Raw genomic sequence first — 15,674 nt, forward strand, 5'->3', positions numbered from 1 at the left:
ATCTGGCTGGGCATGCAGCGCATCCTGGACTTTGCCGCCGGCATCAGGTTCTCACGCGAGCTTCAGGCTCAGGGGACTTGTGTATAACGAAATGGGCTTAGAGGGGGGGCTCAAGCCGCATGGCCCGGGGCCGCGAAAGCGTGGCCTGCGGCATTGTTTAATACGGGTTAACCTGTAGAGAGGGCGGCATGAGGTAAGTAAACTGCAGCTTAGTAACGGCAAGCAACCGCAGTCCCATCCTTCGATGGGTCGTGCACGGCGGCACTGCCCGTCGCCGTCTAAACTCCAGTCCATGATCCGCTGGTTCATCGTCATTTTCCTGGCCCTGATGCTCATTAGCTGGTTCAGTCCGCTGCTGCAAAAACCGGGCTTTGGCAAGCTGCCGGGCGATTTGCGGTTTCGCCTGTTTGGCCGTGAAGGGTTTGTGCCGGTGACCACCACCATTTTGCTGAGCTTTGCCGCCAGCCTGGTCAGCAAGCTGATCTGACCTGACCCATCAACAAGGACGTGCCTGCCATGAACGCTTCTTCACCTTTCTTGCCCATGCTGTCCGAACTTCGCCTGGATGACGGGGCGGCGCCCGTGGCCTGCGTTGACATTGGCGGCACCAAGGTGGCGGTCAACGTGGTCAACGCGCGTGGGGCTCTCGGCCGTCTGGTCGAGCCGACCGCCAAACAGGGCGCGCCCGATGCGCTGGCCCGGCAAGTGCTGCGCATGATTGGCGCCAGCTGCCAGGCCGCGCATATCGACGCGCGTGACATCGCCGCCGTCGGCGTGGCCTCCTGCGGCCCGTTTGTGCTGAACCAGGGGCTGGTGGAACTGGCGTCGCCGAATATCTGTGGCGGCATGGCCGGCGCAGAGCGCGGTCTGCCCAACGACTGGACCACGGCTGTGCTCGAAGCGCCGCTGCGCGAGGCGTTTGCCCGGGTGCAGGTAGAGAACGACGGCATTGCCGCGCTGCAGGCCGAGCGCCGCTGGGGCGCGTTGCAGGGCCTGGACCACTGCGCTTACGTGACCTGGAGCACCGGCGTCGGCGTTGGCCTGTGCGTCGATGGCCGGGTGCTGCGCGGCAAGAACGGCAATGCCGGGCATGCGGGCCACATGTTTGTCAGCGACAACCTGGACGCGCTGTGCGGCTGCGGCAACATCGGCGATGTCGAGGCGCTGGTGGCCGGCAACGCGCTGCCCCGGCGTTTTCCTGCCTATCCTGATGCTGCCAGTGTTTTGATAGCTGCCAAGGCAGGCGAGACGGGCGCCATCGCCATTATTGATGCGATATGCCAGGTGATGGGCCGGATGCTCTACAACCTGGTCGTCACCTTGGACCTGCAGCGCGTCAGCCTGGGCGGCAGTGTCTTCTGGCACCACCGCGACTATCTGCTGCCGCGCCTGCAGGCGCAACTCAAGGGCCGGCTGCCCGCGCTGACCGACGGCTGCACGCTGGTGCCGGCCGGCCTGGGCGAGCAGGTCGGCGACTTTGCGGCGCTCGCGTTGGTCGCCTGACGCAGGCTGGCCCGACCAACGGCAGGTGGCTCAGTCGGGCTCGCAGGCCGCCAGCGTTTCCAAGAAAGCCTTGCGCCACCAGTGCACGTCCTGGCTGCGCACGCGCTCCAGCAATTGCTGGTGTCGCCGCTGGCGCTCGATCAGCGGCATCTGCAGCGCCAGCTGGATGCTTTCGGCCGTGCCGTGCACGTCGTACGGGTTCACCAGGATGGCTTCCTTGAGCTGCTCGGCCGCGCCGGCAAAGCGAGACAGCACCAGCACGCCGGGGTCGGCCGGGTCCTGCGCGACGATGAATTCCTTGGCCACCAGGTTCATGCCGTCGCGCAGCGGCGTGACCAGTGCCACGTCGGCCACGCGGTACAGCCCCGGCAGGCGCTTGCGGGCAACGTTGCGGTGGATATAGCGCACCGGCATCCAGTCCAATTCGCCGTAGTCGCCATTGACGGCGCCGCACAGGCTCTCCAGCTCCTGGCGCAGGCCGGCGTAGGTGTCCAGCGCCTCGCGGCTGGGCGAGGCAATTTGAATCAGGGTCGCACTGCGGATGTTTTCCGGGTAATTTTTCAGCAGTTCGCGAAACGCCTTCACGCGCTGCGGCAGGCCCTTGGAATAGTCGAGCCGCTCGACGCCCAGCAGAATGCGCCGGCGCGAGAACTCCTTTTTCATGCGCTGGTACATGTCGCGGCCTTCCTTGGCATGCGTCAGCGCGTCGAATTCGTCCACGTCGATGCCAATCGGAAAGGCTTGCGCATGCACCTTGCGGCCAAAGGCGCGGAACTGGTGCGCGTCGAATGTTTCGGCGCCGACTTCCCTGCCGACATAGCTGGCGAAATGCTCGATGTCGGCCTGGGACTGAAAGCCCACCACGTCATAGGCGAACAGCGAGCGGATCAGCCATTCGTGTTGCGGCACGGCAGCCAGGATCAGCGGCGGCGGCAGTGGAATGTGCAGGAAAAACCCGATCCGGTTCTTGCAACCCATGGCGCGCAACTCGGCCGCCATCGGGATCAGGTGGTAGTCGTGTACCCAGATGATGTCGTCGGGCAGGAGCAGCGGCATCAGCTTGCGCGCCAGCAGCTTGTTCACGCGCCGGTAGCCGCCGATGTAGCCGGCATCGAAATCGGCCAGGTCGAGCCGGTAATGAAACACCGGCCAGAGCACGCCATTGCTGTAGCCGAGATAGTAGCTGTCGTGGTCTTCCTTGCACAGGTCCACTGTGGTCAGGGTGACATTGCCCGAGTGGTGGGTGTGCACCTCGCCTTCGCCCGGCGTGCCGTTTTCGACCACCGTGCCGCTCCAGCCAAACCACAGCCCGCCATTGGTCGACAGCGCATCGCCCAGCGCCACCGCCAGGCCACCAGCCGCCGCCGACTTGCGCGGGTCGGCAATGCGGTTGGAAACAACAACCAATCGAGCCATAGATTTTCTGCCAGGGGTGGAAATTAAAGAAACGAGGCGCGACGCAGCACGAGGTGCAAACCAGTGCCAGCACCGGCCGCGGAACTGGCTTTGCCAGGCCGCAGGCGGGACGGTCTCCTCGGAGGGCAGCGACCCGCGAAGCGGCGGAGCGTGGGGGTCATACCTGACTGTCCCAGGGCGCCGACAAGCGCATCGCGGCGTTGATGATGCCGACCATGGAATAGGTTTGCGGAAAGTTTCCCCACATCTCGCCGGTCACCGGGTGCGTGTCTTCGGACAGCAGGCCGACATGGTTACGGGCGGCGAGCATGGTTTCGAAAATCTCCCGCGCCTGGTCCTTGCGGCCGATTCGCGCCAGCGCGTCGATGCGCCAGAAGGTGCAGATGTTGAACGCCGTCTCGGGCTTGCCGAAGTCGTCGGGCGCCTCGTAGCGGCGCATGTAGGGGCCGTCGCACAAATACTTTTCCAGCGCGTCCACGGTCGCCACGAAGCGCGGGTCTTTTGGTTCGATGAAGCCGACCTCGATCATCAACAGCACGCTGGCGTCCAGGTCGCGTCCGCCAAAGCTTTCGGCAAAGGCCTGGCGCTCCTCGCTCCAGGACTCGCGCAGGATGCGCTCGCGCATCACCTGTGCATGGCCGCTCCAGTACAGCGCGCGCTCGGGTTGCTTCAGCGTGACGGCGATCTTGCCCAGCCGGTCGCAAGCGGCCCAGCACATCAGCGCCGAAGAGGTGTGCACCCGGGCGCGGGTGCGCAGCTCCCACATGCCGGCGTCGGGTTGGTCATAGCAGCGAATGGCCTGCTCGCCGACCGCTTCAAGGCGGGTGAATTCGGCCGCGCCCGCGCGGTGCAGCAGCCGGTGGTCGTGGAACGCCTGGGCCGCGCCCAGCACCACGTTGCCGTACACGTCGTGCTGGAAATGCTCCTGCGCCTGGTTGCCCACGCGCACCGGTCCCATGCCCCGGTAGCCGCCCAGATGGCCATACACCGCTTCAGGCAGCTCCATTTCCAGGCCGATGCCGAACAGGGGCTGGATATGCCCGCCGTCGGCTTGGACCACGACATTGCCAAGCCAGCGCAGGTAGTCCTCCATGGTGCCGACTTCGGACAGGCTGTTGAGCGCCCGCACCACAAAGAAGGCATCGCGCAGCCAGCAAAAACGGTAGTCCCAGTTGCGGCCGCTGTTCGGCGCCTCGGGAATGCTGGTGGTCATGGCCGCGACGATCGCGCCGGTGTCCTCGAACAGCGACAGCTTGAGCGTGATGGCCGCGCGGATCACCGCTTCCTGCCATTCCACCGGAATGTGCAGCCGCTGGCTCCACTTGCGCCAGTAGGCCAGTGTTTCCTGCTCGAACAGGCGTGCCGTGTCGGCGATGCCGCCAGACAATGACTCGTCAGAGCCGAGCAAAAAATTGTGCTCGCGGGTCAGCACAAAAGGCTGCTTGGACAGCAGGTGCGACAGCGGCGCATCGGTGTTCAGCCGCAGCGTCAGCGCATCGCCGACAAAGCGCAGGTGGTTGCTGCCCTGGGTGACCACCGGACGCGAACGGCCCCAGTCGAACAGCACGTCAAGCAGCACGCGGATGCGCGGCGCGCCGTGAATCGGGCGCACCCGGCGCACCAGCATCATCGGCTTGAAAAAACGCGAGCGGCTGTAAAAGCGCGGCGCGAAGTCGGTGATCTCGACCGCCTGGCCGCTGGTGTCGAACAGCTGCGTGCGCAGCACGGCCGTGTTCGGGTCGTAGAACTGTTGGGAGTGGGAAAAATTCTCGATTTCGATGGCGAAGGCGCTGGCCTGGTCGCTCTCGTCCAGCAGCGCGTTGAACACCGGGTCGCCGTCAAAGCGCGGCAGGCAGCACCAGACAATGCGCCCGCGCACATCGACCAGTGCGCTGAAGGCGCAGTTGCCGATGACGCCCAGCGACAGCGATGGCGGCGCAGGGGGCGAAAACTGCAGGGTTGAGACCGGGGCGCTCATGCTGCAAACCCCGCAGGGCGGGCGGGCACACCCGGGCCGGACAGGGACGCCACGGCCGATTGCAGCCACGCGGCCAATTGCAATACGCCGTCGCAGCGGTGCCGTGCCAGCGTCGGCCCCGGGCCGACCTTGATGGCGTGGCCGCCCATGCGCTGCACCGCCTCGAAACCCGCCTCGTCGGTCACGTCGTCACCGGCAAACACCGGAACGCGGCCGGCGAACGGCGCTTCGGCCATGAAAAAATTGATCGCCGTGCCCTTGCTGAAGCCCTCGGGTTTCAGGTCGATCACGCATTTGCCCTGCATCATCTCGACGCCCTGGCTGCGGCCCAGCGCTTCGCGCATCACCTGCAGGCACAGGCTTTCGAGTTCGGGGGCCTGCCGGTAGTGCAGGCTCAGGGCCAGGTTCTTGCGTTCCAGCTTCAGCGCCGGATGGCGGTCAACCAGGCCTTGCGCCGCCTGCAGCAGTTGCCCCAGGTCCGCCGGGGGCGCGCTGACCATCAGGCCGTCGGCGGTGCGGCGCTGCGCGCCATGTTCGCCGGCCGCCGGCAGCATCAGCGGCGCCAGAAAACCGTCCAGGTCCAGCAGGCGCCGGCCCGAAACCAGCGCCAGCGCACCACTCAACCGGCGGTGCAGTTCGGCCAGCGTTCCTGTCAGGCCCTGGGGAATTTGCACCAGTTCGGGCTGCGCCGCCAGCGCCACCAGCGTGCCGTCAAAGTCAAGGAAAAGCGCCGTTTCGGGCGTGATGCGGGGAAGGTTTTCAGCAGGCAGGGACATTTCAAAACCATAGCAGATAGCCGGTTGCCTGGCTGTAGGTGAATGTGCAGTCCGCAGGTTTATTGATTTTCCCCAACGATGACAAAGGCCGACGCCGGTCCGCTTCGACGGCCGGGCCGCGCTTCAGGGCAAGTCTTTGTAGGGCTCGGGCGTGGCTGCATCGCGCGGTCCGACCTTGCCCAGGCGGCTTTTCAGAGACTGCGGCTGGCCGGTCAGGATGGCCGCATAGCTGGTGGTGTTGGACAGGACTTTTTTGACATAGTCGCGGGTTTCGGAAAACGGAATGTTTTCGGCCCAGATGGCAGCGTCGAGCACCGGGCCGTTGCGCCAGGTGCGCGGCCGGCCCGGCCCGGCGTTGTAGGCGGCGGCGGCCATCGGCATCGAGCCGTTCAGGTCGTCCAGTGCCAGCTTGAGGTAGGCGGTGCCGATGGTGATGTTGGTGTCGCGGTCGTTGATCTGGTCGGGCGTGAAGCTGTCCAGGCCGATTTTGCGGGCGGTCCAGCGCGCCGTGGCGGGCATGACCTGCATCAGCCCGGAAGCGCCCACGCCCGAGCGGGCGTTCATGATGAAGCGGCTTTCCTGGCGAATCAGGCCATAGACATAGGACGGGTCCAGGGCGATGCCCCGGCTGCGGCTGACAACGGCATCGCGAAACGGCATCGGAAAACGCTGCTCGAAGTCGGCCACGCTGGTGGTGCGCTCGCTGGTGTTGATGCAGCGGTCCCAGATCTGGCGGTCGCAGGCCAGCTGGGCAGCGGCCAGCAGGTCGCGCTCGGTCATGCCGCCATTGCGGTGCAGGTTGGTGGCGTAGTTCCATTCGCGCACACCTTCTGACCGCAGCCCGGTCTGGATGGCGTAGGCCCCCCGCATCAGGCTCGGGTTGCCCAGTGCTGCATTTTTTTCTTCGGCGGTCAGGGCGGCCGGCCGTGGCGGCACGGAAATCTTCAGGCCCAGTTCTTCGAGCGCGAGCTGCTCATAAAAGCCGCGCACCGAGGCAATGGAGCGCAGCAGCGCCAGCGCCTCGGCACGCTGCGGCGCGATGACCATGGTGGTTGCCGGGCCTTGCGGCGTGATGACGGCGGTGGCAATGTCTGGCGTTGACGTGGTCAGCAGCGCGCGCGCCTTCCAGTAGGTCCAGGTCGGGTCCGCGCGGCCTTCTTCGCTCATGGCATTGATGGCCTGCAGCACCAGTTGCCAGCTGGGCAAGGTGCCGGCGCGCAGCGCGGCGCGGGCTTTCCAGGCCAGCATGTCGTCGGTCAGGTCGGTGTCCTTGGTGACCCGGGCGTAATACGCCAGCGCATCGCCCGCCGGCACCGTGCCCATGCGGCTGGCCGTCTGCTTGCCGATCAGGCCCCAGACCCAGTTGCGTTCCTCGGCGGTGAGCTGCAGCGACCATTTCCCGTCAAGCTGAAAAGCGGCGCCTTCCGAATCGCTGGCGGCCAGCTTGACCAGCGCCAGGGTGATGATTTCCTTGCGTACCGTGCGCAGCGCCAGGTATTTGCCGGACAAAAACTTGATCGGGCTGTTGTTCAGCTCGGCCACCATGGCCAGCGCTTCGGGCGCCACGATTTGCACCGCATCCCGGGCGGCCTTGGGGCGGTTGCTTTCGAGGGCCAGGCGGGCTTTTTGCCAGACATCGAGCGAGGTAAGGTTTTTGCTGCCCATCAGCCGTTCGGCCGCAGCGGTGCAGCCGTCGTCCGCATCGCGCTGGGCGTACCAGTTCTTGCGCACTTCATCTGACAGGCGCACATCGAGCGACGGGTTTTTCAGGTGCTCGACGAGCAACGCATAGCAACGCACTTCACGGTCGTCGTTCATGCGGAAATTCGGGTATTCGGCAGAAAACGCGTCCCAGTCGCGGCGCTGGCCCAGCAGCAGCAGCCAGTCGTTGCGCAGCCGGTCTTCCTGGTAGCTGCCGGCGTAGCGCCGCAAAAACTCCTGCACTTCCTGCGGACTGGCTTCGTCCAGCCGCGCCTTGAGTTCCCAGTAGGCAGCCCAAGGCTCCAGCGCAAGACCCCGGGCCTGCGGCAGCAGTTGCGTCAACCGGCCCTTGTTGTTGCTTCGATAGGCTTTGCTCATCTCCGCAATCAGGCTGTCACCCTCGGCATTGGCACCCGGCGTGAAGGTGCTGGAAGAGGTTTGCGCCAGGGCTGGAACGGCCAGCACGGCTGAAACTGCCGCGCTGCATAAAATTTTGTATAGCATTGGAGGATTATGGACAAATTAAGTACACGCAAAGCACTGGTGCAGTCGCGCCTCGACATGCCCGACCGGCTGGCCCGGGCTGACCTGCTCCAGCGGGTGATGCGCATCTGGCTGGTCGGATCAAAGCACGAGGTGATTGGTGCCTACTGGCCGATCAAGGGCGAGTTCGACCCGCTGCCGGCGCTGTACCGCTGGCAGGAAGACGCCGTGCTGGCCCCCGAATTCAAGGAAAATACGGCTTCTGCGCAGGCGGCGCAAGCGCAGTTAGCTACCGAAAGCATAGCGGGCAGGTCGCCGCGCAAGATTGGGCTGCCGGTGGTCAACAAGCTGCACAAGACGCTGACCTTTCACGCCTGGTACCCCGGCTGCCCAATGGAGGAAGACGCCTACGGCATTCCCAAGCCCAAGGACACCGAGGTGATCGTTCCCACGCTGCTGTTTGTGCCCTGCGTCGGCTACGGGCCAGGCGGCTACCGGCTGGGCTATGGCGGCGGTTTCTACGACCGCACCCTGGCCACGCTGTCGCCGCGCCCGGTCACGGTGGGGCTGGGTTTCAGCCACGGCTGGCTGCCCGACCTGCTGCCCGAGCCGCACGACATTGCGCTCGATGTACTGCTTAACGACCAGGGCGTGGCCTGGCCGCTGTGAAAGCATGGCCTTTTATCTGGATGCTATTGAATATATAGCTGCCTAGGCAATATCTATATGAGGTAAGCGCTGATTTCATTGATATTTATCGGCAGCCAATATAGGCTGCGCAGCGCAAATCGTTTCGCATGCCTGCGCCGCGTCCTGGGCTTGGCGGCATGGCGTTTCGCAACGAATCCATCCGTTTACCCGTCCAGGTCCAGCCCAGACAGCAAGGCCACGAAACCATCAATCGCCGCCTGGCCCTTCAGCCGCTGCAGCCGCTCCAGCAGTTCAATATCTTCCACTGACGTATAGCCCAGGCTGAAGCGCCTGAAGCGCCGCTGGTCCAGCGGCCCCTGGTGCAAAACCTCGACATTGCGGTGACGCGGATCGCCCTGGATGCGCGCCATGACGGCGGCCACTTTCTGGGCACCGCCTTCGAGTTGCTGGCAAAAATGCAGGCCGTCGAACACCAGCAGACCGGTGATGTCCGACTGGTGGTTGTTGCTGCGCGCCTGCATGGCAATGTCGGCGACCGCGCGGACCGGCGTGTCATCGGCAAGGGTGCTGACGTAAATGATTTCGTGGAGATCGGAAGATGGCATGTGCATGGCGGTACGGCAGAATGTACAAGGCTGTGCAGATCAGAACAATGTCAAAAGACACAGTGTTTCAGTTCATTTTTGCCAAGGGCATGCATGCGTACTCTTCAACCCGTTCCCGTCTCCTGTCCGCCGCCATGCGCAGCTTGCCGGCTTCGAAAGACCGGTGCCTTCACGGCGGTGTCGGGTGAAGAACTGGCGTTCATCGAATCGTTTCGCAGCAACGCCCTGACCCGGCAGGCCGGCAGTACCCTGATCCATGAGCAAAAGCCCAACGGGCGGCTGTACACGCTGTACGAAGGCTGGGCGTTTCGCTACAAGACCTTGAGCGACGGGCGCCGGCAGATCCTCAATTTCCTGCTGCCGGGCGACCTGATCGGCCTGCAGCAGGAGTTCGGCGACGGCGCCATGCACGGCATCGAGGCCGTGACCGATGTCAGCCTGTGTGCGTTTCCGCGTGAAGGCCTGCTGGATCTGTTCCGCAGTTTCCCCCGCCTGGGATACGACACCACCTGGCTGGCCGCTCGCGAGGAAGGCATGGTCGATGACAACCTGCTGACCACCGGCCAGCGCAATGCCGCCGAGCGTGTCGCCATGCTGCTGATGCATTTGTACCGCCGGCTGGAGCGGCTCGGGCTGGCGCACGAAGGATCGGTTGAATTTCCGGTCAACCAGCAACACATCGCCGACACCCTGGGGCTGTCGCTGGTGCACACCAACAAGACGCTGCGGCGGCTGAAGTTGCTCGGGCTGCACGACATACACGGCGGGCGGCTTTGGCTGCTCAATTCCAAGGCGCTGGAGCGGCTGGCCGATTACTACGACACGCCGCCGCGCAAGGTGCCGCTTCTGTAGCGCGGCACGGCGCAACGCCCCGCCAGTTGCCTGTATCAGGATTTGCTTTCGTTCAGAATCCTGAAGTCCTGCTCGTAGCCCTTGAGGGTTTCCACAGCCTTGCTGCGCTGCGCCGGCGTCGTGCTGTTGTGCAGTTCGGCAAAGCTTTGGCAGTTTTCCTGGCTCAGTTCGTCGAGATAGCGCCGGTAGACGGGCTCCAGCGGGTTCAGGGTGCGTTCGACCAGTCCGCGCAAAGCCGCCTGCGCCTGCGCGGCTGAAGACTGGCCGCCCGCCATGGGCTGCAGCGTTTGCAGCGCGTCGCGTTGACGACGCTGCCTTTCGGCAAACAGCACGCGCAGGTCAAAACGGGACTTTTCCAAACGTCGCGCAATGACCGCGCGCTGCGGCTCGTCAAGCGTCCCATACAGGCTCTCGGCGCGGCTGAGCAGTTTTTGGTAGCGCTTGCCTTGCCGGGTTTTAACGCGGTCGTCTTCCAGTTCGTCTTCAGCCTCGGCATTGGTTTTTGCAAACTTTTGCGCCATGTGCTTGAGCTGGTCCGGCTGGAGCATGACGACCACTCCGGCGGCCAGCGATTCGGCCCGCTGCGTCATCGCGCCAAGATTTTTGCGCACGTCGGCGGCCACCGTGCAGGCGGCTGCGGCGGTGGTGTCTGACGGGAGCTGCTGCTGCAACTGCTGCAGCGCCGTGATGTAGACCGGCAGCTGCGTCTGCCGGTGCCAGGTCTGGAGCTGGCTCAAACCGGCCTTGACCCGCAGGCTTTGTTCGCCCGTGAAGTCCAGGTAATCGTCAAGGTACCAGTAAGCCAGGTCGGGCGCCTGGTTGTAGGCCAGCTTCATGACGCTGCAGGCCTGCAGCACGCCAGCCACAGCCAGCACGCCGAGCACCCCGATAATCCGGGAGCAAAAGCGCCGGCCGGGCCGCGCCTTGGTTTTTTTTAGCAGTCCAAAATTCACAGGAAATCTCATGTCGAACCCTCTTGACGTTGTCATCATGGCCGCTGGCAAAGGCACGCGGATGAAAAGCGCATTGCCCAAAGTGTTGCACCGATTGGGCGGACGCGCTTTGCTGGCGCATGTCATGGACTGCGCCGCGCAGTTATCGGCCCGCCAGGCGGTCGTCATCACCGGCCACGGTGCCATGCAAGTTGAAGCAGCCTGCGAAGGCAGGACGGGCGCTTCAGCCGCTTTGGGCTTGAAGTTCGCGCGCCAGGAGCCGCAACTCGGCACCGGTCACGCGGTGCAGCAGGCCATGCCCTTTCTGGACGACGACGGTATCACGATGGTGCTGTCGGGCGATGTGCCACTGACGCAGGCCGCAACCTTGGAGGCCCTTTTGGCGCAATGCGGCGGTCAGCGGCTGGCGTTGCTGACGCTCAGCATGGACAACCCGACCGGCTATGGCCGCATCGTTCGCGCCGGCACCCAGGCATCAAGCCAGGTGCGCGCCATCGTCGAGCACAAGGACGCCAGCGAAGCCGAGCGCGCCATCCATGAAATCTACAGCGGCATCATGGCCGTGCCGACGCGCCTGCTGCGCCGCTGGCTGGAGCGTCTGGACAACCAGAATGCGCAGGGCGAGTACTACCTGACCGACATCGTGAAGTTCGCCGTGGCCGACGGCGTGGCCGTGGTGGCGCACCAGATTATTGATGCCGCGCAGGTTGCAGGCGTCAACAGCCCGGTGCAGCTGGCCGAGCTGGAGCGCGTGTACCAGCGGCGCCTGGCGGTCGGCCTGATGGATCAGGGCGTTCGCCTGGCCGATCCGGCGCGGCTGGACGTGCGCGGCATCTTGACCTGCGGCGCGGATGTCGAGATCGACGTGAACTGCGTGTTTGACGGCCAGGTCAGTCTGGGGCAGGGCGTGCGCATTGGCGCCAACTGCGTGATTGCGAACGCGGCGATTGCCTCCGGCGCGGTGATCCATCCGTTCACCCACATCGACGGCGAAGCGCTGGGCGTGCAGGTGGGCGAGGGCGCGCTGGTCGGCCCGTTTGCGCGCTTGCGGCCCGGGGCCAGGCTGGGCGCCGAGGTGCATATCGGCAATTTTGTCGAGGTCAAGAACTCCACGATGGCGCGGGGCGCCAAGGCCAATCACCTGGCTTACCTGGGCGATGCCACGGTCGGCGAGCGCGTGAACTATGGCGCGGGCAGCATCACCGCCAACTACGACGGCGCCAACAAGCACCGCACGGTGATGGAGGCCGATGTGCACATCGGCAGCAACTGCGTGCTGGTGGCGCCGGTGACGATTGGCGCGGGAAGTACGGTGGGCGGGGGCTCGACGATCACCAAGGATGTGCCTGCTGGCAGTTTGAGTGTGGCGCGGGGCAAGCAGGTGAACCTTGCGAACTGGTCGCGGCCTTTGAAGAAATCCAAGGGCTGAGGGGTTTATTGGCTGTTGGCGCAATGCTGTCTTGCGCTGGCTGCTCTTGCGTTCGTGGCTTTGTTTTCTCTGCTTGGTTTTGCTGGCCGGGGGTTGCCCGGCGGCAAGTAACTTTCTTTTGCTTCGCCAAAAGAAAGTCACCAAAGAAAAGGCGACCCGGCTGTCCGGGTCCCTTCGCTGCGCTTCGGGCAACCTGTGATGAGCGACAAAAGCGGGGGTCCGCGCAAACTCGCTTCACTTCGTTTCGCTCAAACAGCGCGCGGCCCTGATCCCGCTTTTGCCACTCATCACAGGCCCAGCCAGAACGGGGTGGGGAGGGGGGAGAATTCGGAGTCAAAAATGCCTTTTGCGCATATTGGGTATGCATAAGCAGCTATTAAATTTGTAGTATTTTTTATTTATTGGGTGCGAGGTCTGTTTGGCTTTTGCTGTTCGGCTGTTCGGCTGTTCGGCTGTTCGGCTGTTCGGCTGTTCGGCTGTTCGGCTGTTTGTATTGGCCTGTATATTCCATTCCCCGGCCCCTTCTGTCTGCGCTGAGGAGCGCAAGGCCAGACGGATCAGGGCTTGTGCTTGTTTGAGCCGAAGGCGAGTTTGCACGAGACCCCGGCTGGACTGAACACCGCAGGGTGCCCCGTAGCGAAGCGAAGGGGTCGCGGACAGCAGGGGTCGCCTTTCTTTGCTTGCTTTCTTTGGCGAAATAAAGAAAGTGAGTAGCCGCCGGGCTACCCCCGGCCAGCCCAATCAAGCAGCGCCAGCTAGCGAGCAAACAACTCACCAGCCCAAACAAACAAAACAGAGCTATGAATTCAATAGCTGAATACGCAAGCAGTCATTGCGCAAACAGCACTTTAGGCCTAAATTTGGCTCGCTTCAGGCTAAAGAAAGCCTTCACATTGCGCACATTCGCATCGCTGGTAAACAGCCGCTGCGCCAGCGCCAGATAAGCCGGCATGTCAGCCACATGCACCACCAGCATGAAGTCCGGCCCCGGCGACACCCGGTAGCACTGCTGCACTGCGTCGTCCATCACGGCCCGCGCCTCGAACGCCTCCAGCCCCTCGGCACCCTGGCGGTCCAGCGAAATCTCGACCAGCGCGGTCAGCCCGTGGCCCAGCGCGGCCGCCAGCCGGTCGGCGTTCAGCACGGCAATCTCACATTCGATCAGCCCTGCATCACGCAGCCGCTTGACACGCCGCAGGCAGGTCGGCGGCGACACATGCACGCGTTCGGCCAGTGCCTGGTTGCTCAAGCTGGCATCTGCTTGTAGAGATTCCAGCAGCTTGATGTCGGTCGGGTCCAACGATATTTCTTCCATAAAGATATTATTAAAGAAATTTAATTTCAAAGCTGATCATTTTTGAAATTTAATTTCAAAAATGATGATATTTCGATCACATTGAAAGCTCGTTAATCCGTAGCATCAGCCCATCATTTTTTCAGGAGTGCTTTTCATGTGCGGCATCGTTGCAGCGGTTTCCAGCCGAAACATTGTTCCCATCCTTGTGCAGGGCCTGCAGCGGCTGGAATACCGGGGCTATGACTCCTGCGGCGTGGCGGTGTACGCCAATGGCCTGAAGCGCGCGCGCAGCACCGCACGCGTGTCCGAGTTGCAGGCGCAGGTCAGCAGCGAACACATCGAAGGCGGCACGGGCATTGCCCACACGCGCTGGGCCACCCACGGCGTGCCTGCCGTGCACAATGCGCACCCGCATTTCAGCCATGGCACCGGTGCGGGCAGTGCGGCGCGGCCGGGCAAGATCGCGCTGGTGCACAACGGCATCATTGAAAACCACGACGAACTGCGCGCTGCCCTGCAGGCCCGGGGCTATGTGTTCGAAAGCCAGACCGACACCGAAGTCATCGTCCACCTGATGGACAGCCTGTACGACGGCGACCTGTTCGAGGCGCTGAAGGCCACCGTGGCGCAACTGCACGGCGCTTATGCCATTGCCGCTTTCTGCAAGGACGAGCCGCACCGCGTCGTCGGCGCGCGCGCCGGCTCGCCGCTGATCCTGGGCGTGGGGTCGGGCGACACCCACGGCGACACCTTCCTTGCCAGCGACGCGATGGCGCTGGCCGGCGTCACCGACCAGATCGTCTACCTGGAAGAAGGCGACCTGGTCGATCTGCAACTTGGCAAGTACTGGATTTTTGACCGCCACCACCAGCGCGCCCTGCGCGAAGTCAAGACGGTGCATGCGCACAGCGGTGCGGCAGAACTCGGCCCCTACCGCCACTACATGCAAAAGGAAATCTTCGAGCAGCCGCGCGCCATTGCAGACACGCTCGAAGGCATCAATGGCATCGTGCCCGAGCTGTTCGGCGACGAGGCGTATCGCACCTTCAGGGACATCGATTCGGTGCTGATCCTGGCCTGCGGCACCAGCTACTACAGCGGCTGCACCGCCAAGTACTGGCTAGAGTCCATCGCCGGCATCCCGACGCAGGTCGAGGTCGCCAGCGAATACCGCTACCGCACCTCGGTGCCGAATCCGCGCACGCTGGTCGTCACCATCACCCAGAGCGGCGAAACCGCCGACACGCTGGCTGCGTTGCGCCATGCGCAAAGCCTGGGCATGACGCAGACGCTGACCATCTGCAACGTGGCCACCTCGGCCATGGTGCGCGAATGCAAGCTCGCCTACATCACCCGAGCCGGCGTCGAGATCGGCGTGGCCTCGACCAAGGCGTTCACCGCGCAGCTGGCCGGGTTGTTCCTGCTGACGCTGGCGCTGGCCCAGTCCAAGGGGCGGCTGAGCGAAGACCAGGAGGCGGGCCACCTCAAGGCCCTGCGCCACCTGCCTGCCGCGCTGCAGGCCGTGCTGGCGCTGGAGCCGCAGATCATCAGCTGGTCCGAGGACTTTGCGAAAAAGGAAAACGCGCTGTTTCTGGGGCGCGGCATGCACTACCCGATTGCGCTCGAAGGCGCGCTCAAGCTGAAGGAAATCAGCTACATCCATGCCGAGGCCTACCCGGCCGGTGAACTCAAGCACGGCCCGCTGGCGCTGGTCACCAACGCCATGCCCATCGTCACCGTCGCGCCGAACGACGCGCTGCTGGAAAAGCTCAAAAGCAACATGCAGGAAGTGCGCGCCCGGGGCGGCGTGCTGTATGTGCTGGCCGACGCCGACAGCCGTATCGACAGCAGCGAAGGCGTGAACGTCATCCGCATGCCCGAGCATTACGGCGCGCTCAGCCCGCTGCTGCACGTCGTGCCGCTGCAGTTGCTGGCGTATCACACCGCCTGCGCGCGCGGCACCGATGTCGACAAGCCACGCAACCTGGCCAAGAGCGTCACGGTGGAGTAAAGCTCGGGTTGGTGAGGAA

13 protein-coding genes are annotated in these 15,674 nt (G+C 63.9%); 6 read left to right on the forward strand and 7 right to left on the reverse strand.

Features of this window, described 5'->3' with window-relative positions; translation table 11 throughout:
- Positions 1-292: 292 nt before the first annotated feature.
- Complete coding sequence (locus IWX87_RS07605) at positions 293-487, forward strand: DUF2905 domain-containing protein (protein ID WP_196862934.1); 195 nt, start codon at positions 293-295, stop codon at positions 485-487.
- A gap of 56 nt (positions 488-543) precedes the next feature.
- The gene (locus IWX87_RS07610) at positions 544-1,503 is read left to right on the forward strand and encodes an ROK family protein (protein WP_196863108.1); all 960 of its coding nucleotides are present in this window, start codon (positions 544-546) and stop codon (positions 1,501-1,503) included.
- A gap of 30 nt (positions 1,504-1,533) precedes the next feature.
- Here IWX87_RS07610 and otsA read toward each other — a convergent pair whose 3' ends face one another.
- The 4 genes from otsA to IWX87_RS07630 form a co-directional block, all read right to left on the reverse strand.
- The gene (gene otsA, locus IWX87_RS07615; RefSeq protein ID WP_196862935.1) at positions 1,534-2,919 is read right to left on the reverse strand and encodes an alpha,alpha-trehalose-phosphate synthase (UDP-forming); all 1,386 of its coding nucleotides are present in this window, start codon (positions 2,917-2,919) and stop codon (positions 1,534-1,536) included.
- Between the two features lie 157 nt (positions 2,920-3,076).
- Positions 3,077-4,897 carry a glycoside hydrolase family 15 protein gene (locus IWX87_RS07620; RefSeq protein WP_196862936.1) on the reverse strand — a complete coding sequence of 607 codons (1,821 nt, stop codon included), beginning with the start codon at positions 4,895-4,897 and terminating at the stop codon, positions 3,077-3,079.
- The gene (gene otsB / locus IWX87_RS07625; protein WP_196862937.1) at positions 4,894-5,673 is read right to left on the reverse strand and encodes a trehalose-phosphatase; all 780 of its coding nucleotides are present in this window, start codon (positions 5,671-5,673) and stop codon (positions 4,894-4,896) included. The genes IWX87_RS07620 and otsB overlap by 4 nt, the downstream gene beginning before the upstream one ends.
- 123 nt (positions 5,674-5,796) lie before the next feature.
- Complete coding sequence (locus tag IWX87_RS07630; protein WP_196862938.1) at positions 5,797-7,878, reverse strand: lytic transglycosylase domain-containing protein; 2,082 nt, start codon at positions 7,876-7,878, stop codon at positions 5,797-5,799.
- Between the two features lie 9 nt (positions 7,879-7,887).
- Here IWX87_RS07630 and IWX87_RS07635 point away from each other — a divergent pair, with 9 nt between their 5' ends.
- The gene (locus tag IWX87_RS07635) at positions 7,888-8,526 is read left to right on the forward strand and encodes a 5-formyltetrahydrofolate cyclo-ligase (RefSeq protein WP_196862939.1); all 639 of its coding nucleotides are present in this window, start codon (positions 7,888-7,890) and stop codon (positions 8,524-8,526) included.
- Positions 8,527-8,711: 185 nt separating this feature from the next.
- On the opposite strand, the gene IWX87_RS07640 is transcribed toward IWX87_RS07635, so the two are convergent.
- Positions 8,712-9,113, reverse strand: coding sequence for a BLUF domain-containing protein (locus IWX87_RS07640; RefSeq protein WP_348535217.1), 402 nt, complete (start codon positions 9,111-9,113; stop codon positions 8,712-8,714).
- Positions 9,114-9,206: 93 nt separating this feature from the next.
- Here IWX87_RS07640 and IWX87_RS07645 point away from each other — a divergent pair, with 93 nt between their 5' ends.
- The gene (locus IWX87_RS07645; protein ID WP_196862941.1) at positions 9,207-9,965 is read left to right on the forward strand and encodes a Crp/Fnr family transcriptional regulator; all 759 of its coding nucleotides are present in this window, start codon (positions 9,207-9,209) and stop codon (positions 9,963-9,965) included.
- Between the two features lie 35 nt (positions 9,966-10,000).
- Here the strand turns inward: IWX87_RS07645 and IWX87_RS07650 are convergent, their stop codons facing one another.
- On the reverse strand, positions 10,001-10,930 hold the full coding sequence (locus IWX87_RS07650; RefSeq protein ID WP_231374671.1) for a DUF6279 family lipoprotein: 930 nt from the start codon (positions 10,928-10,930) through the stop codon (positions 10,001-10,003).
- Here IWX87_RS07650 and glmU point away from each other — a divergent pair.
- On the forward strand, positions 10,929-12,347 hold the full coding sequence (gene glmU, locus IWX87_RS07655) for a bifunctional UDP-N-acetylglucosamine diphosphorylase/glucosamine-1-phosphate N-acetyltransferase GlmU (RefSeq protein ID WP_196862942.1): 1,419 nt from the start codon (positions 10,929-10,931) through the stop codon (positions 12,345-12,347). The two genes, IWX87_RS07650 and glmU, sit on opposite strands and share 2 nt — an antisense overlap.
- 829 nt (positions 12,348-13,176) lie before the next feature.
- On the opposite strand, the gene IWX87_RS07660 is transcribed toward glmU, so the two are convergent.
- On the reverse strand, positions 13,177-13,662 hold the full coding sequence (locus IWX87_RS07660; protein ID WP_196862943.1) for an Lrp/AsnC family transcriptional regulator: 486 nt from the start codon (positions 13,660-13,662) through the stop codon (positions 13,177-13,179).
- 136 nt (positions 13,663-13,798) lie between these two features.
- On the opposite strand from IWX87_RS07660, the gene glmS reads away from it, so the two are divergent.
- Positions 13,799-15,655, forward strand: coding sequence for a glutamine--fructose-6-phosphate transaminase (isomerizing) (gene glmS / locus IWX87_RS07665; RefSeq protein ID WP_196862944.1), 1,857 nt, complete (start codon positions 13,799-13,801; stop codon positions 15,653-15,655).
- Positions 15,656-15,674: the final 19 nt, after the last annotated feature.

Source organism: Polaromonas sp. CG_9.7 (genome assembly GCF_015752205.1).
GTDB lineage: Bacteria > Pseudomonadota > Gammaproteobacteria > Burkholderiales > Burkholderiaceae_C > Polaromonas.

Excerpts from the sequence above, each read along its gene's own strand:
- IWX87_RS07605 (WP_196862934.1), top strand. The coding sequence starts at position 293 with ATGATCCGCTGGTTCATCGTCATTTTCCTGGCCCTGATGCTCATTAGC.
- IWX87_RS07610 (WP_196863108.1), top strand. The coding sequence starts at position 544 with ATGCTGTCCGAACTTCGCCTGGATGACGGGGCGGCGCCCGTGGCCTGC.
- otsA (WP_196862935.1), bottom strand. The coding sequence starts at position 2,919 with ATGGCTCGATTGGTTGTTGTTTCCAACCGCATTGCCGACCCGCGCAAG.
- IWX87_RS07620 (WP_196862936.1), bottom strand. The coding sequence starts at position 4,897 with ATGAGCGCCCCGGTCTCAACCCTGCAGTTTTCGCCCCCTGCGCCGCCA.
- otsB (WP_196862937.1), bottom strand. The coding sequence starts at position 5,673 with ATGTCCCTGCCTGCTGAAAACCTTCCCCGCATCACGCCCGAAACGGCG.
- IWX87_RS07630 (WP_196862938.1), bottom strand. The coding sequence starts at position 7,878 with ATGCTATACAAAATTTTATGCAGCGCGGCAGTTTCAGCCGTGCTGGCC.
- IWX87_RS07635 (WP_196862939.1), top strand. The coding sequence starts at position 7,888 with ATGGACAAATTAAGTACACGCAAAGCACTGGTGCAGTCGCGCCTCGAC.
- IWX87_RS07640 (WP_348535217.1), bottom strand. The coding sequence starts at position 9,113 with ATGCCATCTTCCGATCTCCACGAAATCATTTACGTCAGCACCCTTGCC.
- IWX87_RS07645 (WP_196862941.1), top strand. The coding sequence starts at position 9,207 with ATGCGTACTCTTCAACCCGTTCCCGTCTCCTGTCCGCCGCCATGCGCA.
- glmU (WP_196862942.1), top strand. The coding sequence starts at position 10,929 with ATGTCGAACCCTCTTGACGTTGTCATCATGGCCGCTGGCAAAGGCACG.
- IWX87_RS07650 (WP_231374671.1), bottom strand. The coding sequence starts at position 10,930 with ATGAGATTTCCTGTGAATTTTGGACTGCTAAAAAAAACCAAGGCGCGG.
- IWX87_RS07660 (WP_196862943.1), bottom strand. The coding sequence starts at position 13,662 with ATGGAAGAAATATCGTTGGACCCGACCGACATCAAGCTGCTGGAATCT.
- glmS (WP_196862944.1), top strand. The coding sequence starts at position 13,799 with ATGTGCGGCATCGTTGCAGCGGTTTCCAGCCGAAACATTGTTCCCATC.